Source organism: Micromonospora sp. CNB394 (genome assembly GCF_000374985.1).
GTDB lineage: Bacteria > Actinomycetota > Actinomycetes > Mycobacteriales > Micromonosporaceae > Micromonospora > Micromonospora marina.
In genome coordinates this window covers 101,934-115,247 of record NZ_KB895831.1, presented here as the reverse complement: position 1 = coordinate 115,247, position 13,314 = coordinate 101,934, and the positions used below count along the sequence as shown (strand labels likewise).

Annotated in this window: 8 protein-coding genes; 3 read left to right on the top strand and 5 right to left on the bottom strand. The window is 74.2% G+C overall.

The genetic code is table 11. The annotated features are described in order from the left end of the window. Positions 1-3 precede the first annotated feature (3 nt). The 4 genes from C569_RS0111545 to C569_RS0111530 all read right to left on the bottom strand — a co-directional run bounded on the left by C569_RS0111545 (position 4) and on the right by C569_RS0111530 (position 5,062). Positions 4-1,467 carry a proton-conducting transporter membrane subunit gene (locus C569_RS0111545; RefSeq protein ID WP_155945534.1) on the bottom strand — a complete coding sequence of 488 codons (1,464 nt, stop codon included), beginning with the start codon at positions 1,465-1,467 and terminating at the stop codon, positions 4-6. Next, positions 1,467-1,835 carry a sodium:proton antiporter gene (locus C569_RS0111540; protein ID WP_018785938.1) on the bottom strand — a complete coding sequence of 123 codons (369 nt, stop codon included), beginning with the start codon at positions 1,833-1,835 and terminating at the stop codon, positions 1,467-1,469. The genes C569_RS0111545 and C569_RS0111540 overlap by 1 nt, the downstream gene beginning before the upstream one ends. Next, complete coding sequence (mbhE, locus tag C569_RS30150; protein ID WP_018785937.1) at positions 1,832-4,567, bottom strand: hydrogen gas-evolving membrane-bound hydrogenase subunit E; 2,736 nt, start codon at positions 4,565-4,567, stop codon at positions 1,832-1,834. Before mbhE ends, C569_RS0111540 begins: the two co-directional genes overlap by 4 nt. Before the next feature lie 150 nt (positions 4,568-4,717). Continuing rightward, on the bottom strand, positions 4,718-5,062 hold the full coding sequence (locus C569_RS0111530; RefSeq protein ID WP_018785936.1) for a hypothetical protein: 345 nt from the start codon (positions 5,060-5,062) through the stop codon (positions 4,718-4,720). A gap of 177 nt (positions 5,063-5,239) precedes the next feature. On the opposite strand from C569_RS0111530, the gene C569_RS0111525 reads away from it, so the two are divergent. Further along, positions 5,240-10,033 (top strand): DEAD/DEAH box helicase, encoded by a 4,794-nt coding sequence (locus tag C569_RS0111525; protein ID WP_018785935.1) that lies wholly within the window; start codon positions 5,240-5,242, stop codon positions 10,031-10,033. A 193-nt stretch (positions 10,034-10,226) separates the two neighbouring features. Next, positions 10,227-11,015, top strand: coding sequence for an S-adenosyl-l-methionine hydroxide adenosyltransferase family protein (locus C569_RS0111520; RefSeq protein ID WP_018785934.1), 789 nt, complete (start codon positions 10,227-10,229; stop codon positions 11,013-11,015). Between the two features lie 90 nt (positions 11,016-11,105). Here the strand turns inward: C569_RS0111520 and C569_RS0111515 are convergent, their stop codons facing one another. Beyond that, positions 11,106-12,356 (bottom strand): hypothetical protein, encoded by a 1,251-nt coding sequence (locus C569_RS0111515; RefSeq protein ID WP_026268021.1) that lies wholly within the window; start codon positions 12,354-12,356, stop codon positions 11,106-11,108. A 109-nt stretch (positions 12,357-12,465) separates the two neighbouring features. On the opposite strand from C569_RS0111515, the gene C569_RS0111510 reads away from it, so the two are divergent. Further along, positions 12,466-13,287, top strand: a complete 822-nt coding sequence (locus C569_RS0111510) for a DNA-formamidopyrimidine glycosylase family protein (RefSeq protein WP_018785932.1) — start codon at positions 12,466-12,468, stop codon at positions 13,285-13,287. Positions 13,288-13,314 lie beyond the last annotated feature (27 nt).

Here is a 13,314-nt window from a genome sequence, read left to right as displayed (position 1 = left end):
GATTCACCGTCCGACCCGCGGGTGCTCCACCGGATCGGTCAAGCCGGTGGCGGCCTCCCCGGAGAGGACCAGCAACTGCTGGGCGGCGAGACCGAGCAGCAGAGTCACCACGGCGAGCGTCAGTGCGGACGCCGTAGCCCAGGTCCGCGCCCCCTCTCCGAGCGCGACCGGCTCCGCCGGGCCCGGCGGCCCCCAGAAGACCGAGCCCCAGATCTTGAGCATCGACGTGAGAGTGAGCAGGCTGACTCCCAGGGCCACCGCCACCGCGAGCCAGGCTCCGCTGTCCACCGCCGCACGGATGAGCAGGAACTTGGCCAGGAACCCGGAGAAGGGCGGCAGGCCGGCGAGCGAGAGCGCAGCCCCCGCGAAGGACATGGCCAGGATCGGGCGGGTCGCAGCCAAACCGCCCAACGACGCCAGCCGGTCCGTGCCGCGATCCGCGTGTACCGCCGCCACGCTGAGGAACAGAGCGGCCTTGACCAGGATGTACTGCACCAGATAGAAGATCGCGGCGGTCAGGCTGGCCTCGGTGAAGAGGGCGAGGCCGAGCAGCACGTAACCGATCTGACTGACCATGTGGAACGAGAGGATCCGGCGCATGCTGTGCTCGCCCACCGCCCCCAGGACGCCGACGACCATGGACACCAACGCCACGACGCCGATGATCCACAGGTAGTCCGCCGCGCCGCCGTAGACGACCGCGAACACGCGGATGAGCGCGTACAGCCCCACCTTGGTGAGCAGTCCGGAGAAGAGCGCGACCACCACCGGTGGCGCATCCGAGTAGCTGCGCGGAAGCCAGGCGTGCACCGGTACGACGGCGCTCTTCAGCGCCAGCGCCACCAGGACGAGCCCACCCGCCAGGGCCGCCGGGGACGATTCCCGGCCGGCACCGACGAGCTCGGCGAGCTGCACGGTGCCGGAAACCCCGTACAGGAGACCGACGCCGGTCAGCAGCAGTGTGGAGGCGAGCAGGTTGGTGGCGACGTACACCCGGCTCGCCCTCATGTCCCGGGCTTCGCCGCGCAGGGCGAGGAGCACGTAGGACGGCACGAGCATGACCTCGATCAGCACGAAGAGGTTGAACAGGTCGACGGTCAGCAGGGCGCCGTTGGCGCCGGCCGCGAGCACCAGGGCCAACGGCACGAAGAACGGGTGACCGTCCTGCCCGGTGGCCGCGGCCGAGGCGAGGCAGACCAGCACCACCAGCGCGGCGGCGCAGAGCATGAGGGCCGTGAACGTGTCGGCCGCGAAGCCGATGGCCACCACCGGCGCCCACCCGCCGATCCGCACGGCGAGCACCGAGCCGTCCCGGACCATGATCAGCAGACACACCGCGGCGACCAGTACGACGCCCGACACGACCAGGCCGGCCACGCGGCGCAACGCCCGACGCCTCGCGAACGCCAGCAGCACCGCAGCGGTGGCCAGCGGCGCCACCACCGGTACCACGACCAGGGATCCGATCACAGCTCGTCCTGCTCGCGTCCGTCGCCCGGCCGGGTCTCCGCCCGGTCGTCGTCGGTCGGATCCGCCCCGCCGCCGGCCGCGTCCCGGCCGGTCCTGACCAGCAGCCCCAGCAGGTAGATGGTGATGCCGAAGGTGATCACGATGGCGGTCAGGGCGAACGCCTGAGGCAGCGGGTCGGCGCGTCCCGGTCCGCCACCGGCGAAGGCGGGGGCCCGCCACCGCAGCCCTCCGGCGGACAGCAACACCACGTTCACGGCGTGGGTGAGCAGGATGAAGCCGATGATGAGCCGGAGTTGTGCCCCCCGGAGAAGCATGAACGTGCCGGCCGCGGCGAGCAGGCCGACAAGGAGCGCCGCCGCGCTCACGGTTCCGCCCCGGCGGCGCGGCTGTCGACCATGGACGCACCGAGCCGGCGTACCGCGGACACGGCGAGCGCCAGGACCATGAGGTAGACGCCCAGGTCGAACAGGGTCGCCGAGGAGAGCGACAGTGGGCCGGGCAACGGCAGGGTTCCAGGGCTGAGGATCGGTCTGCCCGACGCCATCGGCGCCAGACCGACGACAAGGCTCAGGAGCAGCCCTGACACGAGCAGTGGCCGGGCTCGCAGCCAGCCGAGCGGCGGCGACGCCGACCCGGCGTGGGCGATGTGCCCGAGCCCCACTGCGGTGCCCGCGACCAGGGCCCCGATGAACCCGCCACCCACTTCCTCGTGCCCGCGGGCGAACAGATACGCCGAGACCACCAGCATCACCGGGGTGAGCACGCGGTAGGCGAAGCAGAAGACCAGGTCCGGGTGGGGCGGAGCGGACCCCGCCCGCAAGGCCGGCGGGCCGAGCCGCAGCAGGGCGGCCAGACCGAGCGCGACGACCGTGAGGACGACCGCCTCACCGAGTGTGTCCAACGCACGAAAATCGACCAGGATCACGTTTACGACATTGTGACCGCCGGTTATCTCCTCGGCCCGCTCCAGGTAGTACCGCCCGGGCGGGGACGTCTCCCGGCGTCCGGTGAGGGCGGCCGTGGCGGCGGCGGCCACCACGCCGACTCCGACCGCGAGGGCGGCGGCACCGGCCGAGCCCCGGAGTCGCGGACGGTGCAGTTCCCTGGGCCGTCGGCGCAGGGCGAGCATCATCACGATGGTCGTCAGCACCTCCACCAGCAACAGGGTCACCGCGACGTCCGGCGCGCCGAGGGTCACGAACCAGGCCGACAGGATCAGCCCGACGACGCCGGTCAGACTGATCGCGGCCAGCACCGAACGTGCGCCGACCAGTCCTGCGGTCACCAGCACGAGCAGCGCGAGCACGACCACGTCACCGAACTGCGTGAGGTCTCCCGTCGATGCCGGCAGGGGTCCGGCCAACGCGAGACCCGCCGCACCGAGCGCGATCACCACCAGCAGGGGAACTGCCAGGAAGGGCCCGACCCGGCTGCTGCGGGCCGGGGCTGCGACCCACTCGCCGACGCGCAGCAGCCACTGGTAACCGCGGTCGAACTGCCACCCGAACGGGCGCGGGGTGGGGGTGCGGAGGAGTCGCCGGTCGACGCGCCGTCGAAGCGCGAAGATCACCGTGCCGAGGACGAAGGTCAGCACCGAGAGCAGCAACGCAACAGTGACACCGTGCCAGAACGCGAGGTCGGCCGGTTCGCCCTGCGGTCGGGCGTTGTTCGCGGCGCGGACGACGAGCGGGCTGATCAGGCCGACCAGGGGCCCCGCCGCGGTTGCCGCCACGGCCGCCACGGCCGCGGGTGCCAGAAACGACCAGGAGGGCTCGTAGAGCGCCCGCTGACGGGACGGGCCGGCGAAGAGGCCGTGCACGAGCCGCGCCGCGTAGGCGAAGGTGAGCACGGATGCGAGGACCGCCAGCCCCACGGCAGTCCATGCCGGCCAGGAAATGCCCGGTGCCTTGCCGAACGCCTCGAAGATCGCCTCCTTCCCGACGAACCCGATGGTCGGCGGCAGTCCGGCGAGGGACATGGCCGCCAGTGCGGTGATCATGGTCGTGACCGGCATCTTCCGGCGGAGGCCGGACAACTCGCGGAGGTCACGGCTGCCTGCCTCGTGGTCGATGATGCCGACGAGCATGAACAGCGTCGCCTTGAACAGTGCGTGGGCGGCCGTGTAGAGGATGGCTGCCGCGTCGGATTCCGGGGTTCCCACCCCGATCACGCCGATCAGCAGCCCGAGCTGGCTCACCGTGGAGTAGGCCAGCATCGCCTTGAGGTCGTACTGACGCAGTGCGAGGAAGGCGCCGAGCACCGCGGTCACGAGACCGACGCCGACGAGGGTCACCCGCCAGGGCCAGTAGCCGCCGAACAGGGCGGAGAAACGCATGGCCAGATAGATTCCTGCCTTGACCATCGTGGCCGCGTGCAGGTAGGCGCTGACCGGGGTGATCGCGATCATGGCTCCGGGGAGCCAGAAGTGGAACGGCATCTGCGCCGACTTCGTGAAGACCCCCACCAGGATCAGCGCGCCGGCCGCCGCGGCGGGCCCGGAGGCCACCCGATCGGGCTCGGCGAGGATCCGCGTGAGATCACTTGTGCCGAGGCTGACCATCAGCACCACGAAACCGGCGAGCAGGGCGAGGCCGCCACCGGACGTGACCAACAGCGCGTGCGCCGCAGGACGGGTCGCCGAGGGCTGGTTCCGGCCGATGAGGACGAACGACAGGATGGACGTGAGCTCCCAGAAGACGAACAGCACCAGAAGGTCGTTCGCGAGCACCAGGCCCAGCATCGCGGCCGCGAACAGGGTCAGGGTGACGTACAGGGTGGCGTGTCGGCCGGAGGCGCTCAGGTAGCGCGGCGTGTACATCATGATCAGCGCGCCGACCGCCAGAACCAGGAGCGCGAAGATCAGCGCGAGCGCGTCCATCCGGAAGGCGACGGAGATGTCCATGGCCGGCAACCAGCGCCACGAGACCTCCACGGCCTCGTCGCGCAGGATGGTGGGGAGGTGGCTGAGCAGCAGAGCGGCCCCGGCCAGGTAACCGACGGCAAGGAGGTAGCCGACATCACGTCCCAGCGGGCGGATGAGGGCGGGCACCGCCGCGGCCAGCCCGACCTGCCAGGCCAGGGCGAGCAGCAGGATCATGCGGGAGTGCCCGGGCCGTGCCCCGCGCCGAGCCTCGGCGCCCGCGGATGCCGAGAACCACGGGGAAGGGACATGCTTCCTTGATACAGGACAAAAGCGACCTCAGGGCCGTGAACGCGGTAGGCGGGCCCCGCTCACGCCCCGGAGACGTCAGCGCCGGCCCGCCTGGCGCTCGGCCGCCACGTCGGCACACGCCAGCTGACTCGCCGCCCGGTCGGCCGCTCGCTGCGCCGCGGCGAGGGAGCGGACCGGCAGTCGGGCGTCCCGGGTCTCCCGGCGCTGGACGAAGTAGTGCACAGCGGCCCGGACACGCGCCCGGTCGGCGGCGCTGGAACGGGCGGTGGCCAGGATCATCTCGCGCAGCCGCCGGGCCAGGTCCTCGGCCAGTTCGAGGTCGGGACCGTGCAGCCCGGCGCGGAGTGCGGTCAGCCGGCTGTCCACCTTCCGGAGGAGCAGGTCGGTGCCAGGCCCGGAGCCTCGTTCCTCGACGGTCATCCAAGCCTCCAGCCCACGCCGCAATCGCGAGTGAAGTTACTTTATGTTGCACTGCGCAAGCAAGCAGTTAAGTAAGACTTAACGGAAGAAACGCGCATTCCACAATCCGGCCCCGACGCCCGGACAGAACGCTCCGGCGATCGGCCGGATGTCACACCGGCGCGGCAGGATGGGACCGTGGCGGACGAGGCGAACCGGTCAGGTGGGGTGCTCAAGGAGTTCGGCGCGGCGACCCGGGAGTGGTTCACCGCGGCGTTCGCCGCGCCCACCCCGGCCCAGGAGGGCGCCTGGCGCTCGGTGGCCGCCGCTCACAACGCCCTCGTCGTCGCGCCGACCGGCTCCGGCAAGACGCTCGCGGCGTTCCTCTGGTCGCTCGACCGGCTCGCCAAGGAGCCGCCGCCGGCCGATCCCCGGCGCCGCTGCCGCGTGCTCTACGTCAGCCCGCTCAAGGCGCTCGCCGTCGACGTCGAACGCAACCTGCGCGCCCCGCTCACCGGCATCCGACAGGCCGCCTCCCGGCTCGGCCTGGTCCCGCCGGACATCACCGTCGGCATGCGGACCGGCGACACCCCGGCCGACGAACGGCGGGCCTTCGCCCGCACCCCGCCGGACATCCTCATCACCACGCCCGAGTCGCTGTTCCTGCTGCTCACCTCCGCCGCCCGCGACTCGCTGCGCGGCGTCGACACGGTGATCGTGGACGAGGTGCACGCGGTCGCGGGCACCAAGCGCGGAGCCCACCTGGCACTGTCCCTGGAACGGCTCGACGCGCTGCTGGAGCGCCCCGCGCAGCGGATCGGGCTGTCCGCCACCGTCCGGCCGATCGACGTGTGCGCCCGCTTCCTCGGCGGCGCGCGCCCGGTCGACGTGGTGCAGCCACCTTCGGACAAGACCATCGAGGTCAGCGTCCAGGTCCCGGTGGAGGACATGACGCGCCTCGACGAGCAGGAGCCGCCGGAGGACGACCTCGGCGGCCTCGCCCCCCGCCGCCCGTCGATCTGGCCGGCGGTCGAGGAACGCGTGTTCGCGCTGATCTGCGCACACCGGTCCACGATCGTGTTCACCAACTCCCGGCGCAGCGCCGAACGCCTCTGCGCCCGCCTCAACGAGCTGGCCGCCGAGGAGACGGAGGCGGCGTCCGCCCCGGAGGGCAGCCGCGTGGCCCGGGGCGGGGAGCCGGTGCGCGTATCCGATCTGCTGCCCGGCCCGGACGGCGACGGGCTCGACGACGCCGACGGGCTCGGTCCACTGCGCGGTGGCGAGCCGGGCGACGGCCGTCCGCGCGACGGCGACGGGCCGTTCGGCGGGCTCGGCCCGGTGTCCGGCGGCGAGCCGGTCCACGAGGGCCGGGCGCGGCGAGCGGCGGAGGCGTTCGGCGGGCCGGTGAGCGCGCCGCGCCAGCCGGCGGAGGTGATGGCGCAGTCCGGTGCGGCGGCCGGCGCGCCGGCGGTGATCGCCCGGGCGCACCACGGCAGCGTGTCCCGCGAGGAGCGCAAGCAGATCGAGGAGGCGCTCAAGTCCGGCCGGCTGCCCGCCGTGGTCGCCACGTCCAGCCTGGAGCTGGGCATCGACATGGGTGCCGTCGACCTGGTGGTGCAGATCGAGGCACCGCCGAGCGTGGCGGCCGGGCTGCAACGGGTGGGACGGGCGGGGCACCAGGTCGGCGCGGTCTCGCGCGGCGTCGTCTTCCCCAAGCACCGGGGTGACCTGCTCTCCTGCACGGTGGTGGCCGAGCGGATGGGCGCGGGGGCGATCGAGGAGCTGCACTACCCGCGCAATCCGCTCGACGTGCTGGCCCAGCAGATCGTCGCGATGGTGGCGCTGGAACCGTGGCGGCTCGGCGACCTGGCGGTGCTGGTCCGCCGGGCGGCACCGTTCGCGGAGCTGCCCGACTCGGCGCTGCACGCGGTGCTCGACATGCTCTCCGGGCGCTACCCGTCCACCGCGTTCGCCGAGTTGCGTCCCCGGCTGGTCTGGGACCGGGCCACCGACGTGCTGACCGGCCGGCCCGGCGCGCAGCGGCTCGCCGTGACCAGCGGCGGCACCATCCCCGACCGGGGCCTGTTCGGTGTGTTCCTGGCCAGCGCCGAGCGGGCGGCGCGGGTCGGTGAGCTGGACGAGGAGATGGTCTACGAGTCCCGGGTGGGTGACGTGTTCCTGCTCGGCTCGTCGTCCTGGCGGATCGAGGAGATCACCCCCGACCGGGTGCTCGTCTCCCCCGCGCCCGGTCAGGCGGCCCGGATGCCGTTCTGGAAGGGCGACCAGCTCGGCCGCCCGGTCGAGCTGGGGCGGGCGATCGGCGCCCGGGTCCGGGCGCTGCTGCGGCAGTCCGACGCCGACGCGGTGGCGGCGCTGCGGGCCGGCGGGCTGGACGACTGGGCCGCCGGCAACCTGATGAACTACCTACGCGAGCAGAAGGCGGCCACCCGGGCGCTGCCGGACGACCGGACGGTGGTGGTCGAGCGGTTCCGCGACGAGCTGGGCGACTGGCGGCTCGCCGTGCACTCGGTGCTCGGCGCGCGGGTCAACGGGCCGTGGGCGCTGGCGATCGGCCGCCGGCTGGCCGAGCGGTACGGCGTGGACGCCCAGGTGATGCCCTCCGACGACGGCATCGTGGTGCGCCTGCCGGACACCGCCGAGACCCCGCCCGGCGCCGACGTGGTGGTCTTCGAGCCGGACGAGATCGCCCAGCTCGTCGAGGAGTCCGTCGGCACGTCGGCGCTGTTCGCGTCCCGGTTCCGCGAGTGCGCGGCCCGGTCGCTGCTGCTGCCACGCCGTGACCCCCGCCGGCGGCAGCCGCTGTGGCAGCAGCGCCAGCGCGCCGCGCAGCTGCTCGACGTGGCCCGGGAGTACGCCGACTTCCCGGTCACGCTGGAGGCCGCCCGCGAGTGCCTTCAGGACGTCTTCGACCAGCCGGCGCTGGGCGAGTTGATGCGCGACCTGGCCGCCCGCAAGGTACGCCTGGTCGAGGTGGAGTCCGAGCGCCCGTCGCCGTTCGCGAGGTCGTTGCTGTTCGGATACGTCGGCGCGTTCCTCTACGAGGGCGACGCCCCGCTGGCCGAGCGGCGGGCCGCCGCGCTGGCGCTCGACTCCGGGCTGCTCGGCGAGCTGCTCGGCCGGGTCGACCTGCGGGAACTGCTCGACCCGGAGGTGCTCGCCGAGACCGCACGGCAACTGCGCTGGCGTACCGAGCAGCGGCGGCCCCGCGACCCGGAGGACGTGGTCGAGCTGCTGCGCGTGGTCGGTGACCTGAGCGGCGCCGAGCTGGCCGAGCGGGGCGTACCGGAGTCCTGGACCGGCGAGCTGGCGGCGGCCCGGCGGGTGCTGCGGGTCCGCATCGCCGGCGAGGACCGCTGGGTGGTCGTCGAGGACGCCGCCCGGCTGCGCGACGCGCTCGGGGTGGCGCTGCCCGTCGGGGTCGCCGAGGCGTACCTCGCACCGGTCGCTGATCCGCTCACCGACCTGGTCGCCCGGTACGCCCGCACGCACGGCCCGTTCGCGGCCGCCACCTGCGCGGCCCGGTTCGGGCTCGGCGTGTTCGTGGTGGAGCAGGCGCTGCGGCGGCTCGCCTCGGGCGGCCGGGTGGTCTCGGGCGAGTTCGCGCCGGACAGTGTGGGCACCCAGTGGTGCGACGCCGAGGTGCTGCGTCTGCTGCGCCGCCGCTCGCTGGCGGCGCTACGCCGGGAGATCGAGCCGGTGCCGCCGCGCGCGCTCGCCACGTTCCTGCCCCGCTGGCAGCAGGTCGGCTCGTCGGCCCGGGGGGTCGAGGCGCTCGCCGCGGCCGTCGAGCAGTTGCAGGGCGTGAGCGTGCCGGCGTCCGCGTTGGAACGGCTGGTGCTCCCCGCCCGGGTCGCCGACTACTCCCCCGCCCAGCTCGACGAGCTGTGCGCCGGTGGCGAGGTGGTGTGGGCCGGTGCGGGCGCGATCTCCGGCGGCGACGGGTGGGTGACGCTCGCGTACGCCGACGTGGCGCCGCTGCTGCTCCCGCCGCCGGACGAGGCGCTCACGCTGACCCCGCTGCACGAGTCGGTGCTGGACGCGCTCGCCGACGGGCAGGCGCTGTTCTTCCGTTCGCTGTCCGACCGGGTCGGCGCCACCGACGACGCCGCACTCTCGGGCGCGGTGTGGGATCTGGTCTGGGCCGGTCACCTCACCAACGACACGCTCGCCCCGCTGCGGGCCGCGCTCGGCGCGGGCGGGGCGCACCGGTCCCGGCCCTCGGCGCCGCGCACCCGCTACCGCCGGCCGGGCCGGGTGGCGCTGCCCAGCCGGGGCGGTCCGCCCATCATGGCCGGGCGCTGGTCCCGGCTGCCCGAACGCGACAGCGACCCCACCCGCCGGGCCGCCGCCCTGGCCGATCTGCTGCTGGAGCGGCACGGCGTGGTGACCCGGGGCGCGGTCGTGGCCGAACAGGTCACCGGCGGCTTCGCCGGGGTCTACCCGGTGCTGTCCGCGATGGAGGAACGCGGGGCGGCGCGCCGCGGCTACTTCGTCGAAGGGCTCGGCGCGGCGCAGTTCGCGGTGCCCGGCGCGGTGGACCGCATCCGGGCGCTCGCCGACGACAGCCAGGGCCGGGGAGGTCCGACAGTCGTCCTCGCGGCCACCGACCCGGCCAACCCGTACGGCGCGGCGCTGCCGTGGCCGGAACGCGTGGTCGACTCCGGCGACGGCGTGGCACCGGCCACCGGTCACCGGGCCGGGCGCAAGGCGGGAGCGCTGGTCGTGCTCGTCGGCGGTGACCTGGTGCTCTACGTGGAGCGGGGCGGCCGGACGATCCTGTCGTTCACCGACGACACCGACACGCTCGGCGCGGCCGGCAAGGCGCTCGCCGACGCGGTGCACTCGGGTGCGCTCGGCGCGATCTCGGTGGAGCGCGCCGACGGCGAAGCCGTGCACGCGTCCCCGCTGCGCGACGCGCTGACCGCAGCCGGTTTCCGCGCCACCCCGCGCGGTCTGCGCCTGCGCGGCTGACCGCCCGGTGCGCCGGGGCGCGGGAACGTAGGGTGTGCCGGTGGCCTCGATCCGGGTACGACAGGCGCGCGACGGGGACCGTGCCGCGCTGACGGCGGGCGGTCAAGCCGAGCATTCCGCACATCGGCGCGGACGGGATCCCGCTGCACGACGAGCTGCGCCTGGCGCGGCAGGTGACCAGGGCGGGCAACGGGTGAACGGCAGCCCGCTGTGTGTCTCGCTGACCACCGACTACGGCCTGGCCGACGGATTCGTGGCGGCGTGCCACGGGGTGCTGGCCCGGCTCGCCCCGGCTGTCCGGGTGATCGACGTGTCGCACCTGATCCCACCGGCCGACGTGCGCCGGGGCGCGGCGGTGCTCGCGCAGACGGTGCCGTACCTGCCGTGGGGCGTGCACGTGGCGGTGGTCGACCCGGGTGTCGGCACCGCGCGGCGCGGGGTCGCGCTCGCCGCGCCCGGCGGGCTGCTGGTCGGGCCGGACAACGGGCTGCTGATCGCGGCCGCGGAGGCTCTCGGGGGTGTGACCGCCGCGGTGGAGCTGACCAACCCGGAGTGGCTCGGCCCGTCCGTCTCCCGCACGTTCCACGGGCGGGACGTGTTCGCGCCGGTGGCAGCCCGGCTGGCGCTCGGCGCGCCGCCGGCCGGGGCGGGACCGGCCGTCGACCCGGGCGCGCTGGTCCGGCTGCCGGAACCGGTGGTACGCGCCGAGCCCGGCGGCCTCCGCGCCGAGGTGCTGACCGTCGACCACTTCGGCAACGTCCAGCTCGCCGCACCGGGCGCGCTGCTCGACGGCCTGCCGTCCCGATTACTGGTGAACGGCCACGAGGCGGTGCACGGCCGCACGTTCGGCGACGCCGAGCCCGGCACGCTGGTGGTCTACGTCGACTCCGCCGGCCGGGTCGCCGTGGCGGTGAACACCGGCCGGGCCGCCGACACCCTCCACACCGCCCCGGGCGACGTCGTTACGATCACCCACCCCTGACCCCGCGATCTTGCACTTGGCGCCCCGGCACAAGGGCAGAAGCCCCGAAGGTCGGGGCGCAAGCGCAAGATCAACGAGGGGAGCAGGGGGTCAGCAGCGGGGGACTGTGCCGCCGTAGATCGAGGACAGGTACGCGTGGCTGACGTAGGTGCCGCCCACCAGGCGGTACCACCTCGTCGTGGTGCGGTACGTGCCGGCGATCCGCTGCCCGGTCACGTAGCACTGCACCGGAATGTGGGCGTACGTGGCGGCCAGGCCCCGGCTCGCGTACGAGGTGCTCGCCCCGGTGCGCAGATTCAGCGGCCCCGAGCCGACCACGGCCCGCGCTCCGCCCCCGGTCCACAGCAGCGTCACGTCGACCCAGGCGTTGTCGGTGAGCCGCAGCCCGTCCCAGAACGTCCCGTCGGCCAGGTCCAGCCCGGCCGGGTTGCGCACGGTGCGGCCGAACTGGTCGCGCCCGCCGTTGTAGCCGTTCTGGTACGCCGCCTGCGCCTGCGGCAACCCGCGCGGCAGGTCCTTCCAGTTCTCCCGGACCGACGCCGGGTTCCACCAGTCGTCCCGGGTGTTCCACGGGCCGACGTCCCACACCGGGGCGTACTCGCAGCGGCTGCCGCTCGTGGTGCACACCTTGACCGTGTAGTCGCCGGTGCCGCGCGGGGACAGGCCGCGCCGGGTGGGCAGCGCCGCGAAGTGGTCCCGGGCGCGCACCGTGTGCCCGTTGGCGGTGGTGCCGCCGACCAGGCCGATCCGGGTCGCGTACACCCGGTACCTGAGCGCGGCGGCCGGCTGGACCGCTGTGGTGGCGACCCGGTCGGCGGCCAGGGTCAGGCCGGTGACGGTGGCCTCCGACGCGGCGTCGCTGCTGGTCAGCACGACGCGGGCCTGGATCCGGCTGACCGGTGCGTCGAAGACCGCCTCGGTGGCGTCGCGCCACTCGGTCCAGCCGCGGGTACGCCAGCCACGTACCTGGGCCACCGCCGTACCTCCGTCGCCGGTGCGGGCGGCGAACTGGGCGCGTACCCGGGTCGCGGGCCGGTCCAGGGTGCGCGGCGCGGAGAGCAGGATGCCCTCGGCGACCGGTCCGCCGGCGGCGGCCGGGCGGGTGCGGGCGGTGGGACGGGGGTCGGCGAGCCGCAGGCGGCCGGACCGCCAGGCGACGTTGACGTCGTCGCCGCCGGCGACGGCGAGGTCGACGGACCAGCGCTCGGGGCCGGGTGCGGCGGCGCGGGACGGTACGGCGGCGGGCGGGGGCGCGGCCGGCGCGGGCGTGCCGGGCAGTCCGGCGGCCACGGTGAGCAGGGCGGTCAGGGCGACGACGGTACGGCGTCGGGAACGGGCCATCAGCATTCTCCTCAGAACCCCCTGATCGTGTCGTTTCCGCAGATCAAGTGGAACCTCAGTACAAATAGCGACACATGCGAATTCCGCTCGGGCGGGGGACAATGGCCGGGTGCCCGAAGGCGACACCGTCTGGAACACCGCGCGCGTCCTGCAACGCGCACTCGCCGGGGCCCGGCTCACCGGGTCCGACTTCCGCGTGCCGCAGCTCGCCGCCACCGACCTGACCGGCTGGACGGTGCGCGAGTCGGCCAGCCGGGGCAAGCACCTGCTGCTGCGCCTGGCGGCCACCGATGCCGCGCCCTGGACGCTGCACTCGCACCTGCGGATGGACGGCGCCTGGCGTGCGTACGCCCCGGGCGAGCGCTGGCGCGGACGGCCGGCGCACCTGATCCGGGTGGTGCTGCGTTCCCCGGCCGCGGTCGCTGTCGGCTACCACCTGCACGAGCTGGCACTGGTGCCGGCCGCCGAGGAGGAGTCGCTCGTCGGCCACCTCGGCCCGGACCTGCTCGGGCCGGACTGGGATGCCGGCGAGGCGGTCCGCCGGCTGGCGGCCGACCCCGACCGCACCATCGGCGAGGCGCTGCTCGACCAGCGCAACCTGGCCGGGGTGGGCAACCTCTACAAGTGCGAGGTGCTGTTCCTGCGCGGCGTGTCGCCGTGGACGCCGGTGGGCGCGGTGCCGGACCTGCCCGGCACCGTCGCGCTGGCCCAGCGGCTGCTGGCGGCCAACCGGGGCCGCTGGACGCAGAGCACCACGGGAGTGCTGCACCGGGGCGGGACCAGCTACGTCTACGGCCGCCGGGCGCAGCCGTGCCGCCGCTGCGGGACCGCCATCCGCAAGGAGGAACTGGGCGAACGGGTCACCTACTGGTGCCCGGCCTGCCAGCCGGGCGTGGAACTTCCACGAAACACCCAAGATCGGCCGAGATAGGGACGATTGGGTACTTCCGCCTCACCC

Bases quoted from the DNA above. Each gene is read 5' to 3' on its own strand.
- C569_RS0111515 (WP_026268021.1), bottom strand. From the start codon at position 12,356: ATGGCCCGTTCCCGACGCCGTACCGTCGTCGCCCTGACCGCCCTGCTC.
- C569_RS0111530 (WP_018785936.1), bottom strand. From the start codon at position 5,062: ATGACCGTCGAGGAACGAGGCTCCGGGCCTGGCACCGACCTGCTCCTC.
- mbhE (WP_018785937.1), bottom strand. From the start codon at position 4,567: ATGATCCTGCTGCTCGCCCTGGCCTGGCAGGTCGGGCTGGCCGCGGCG.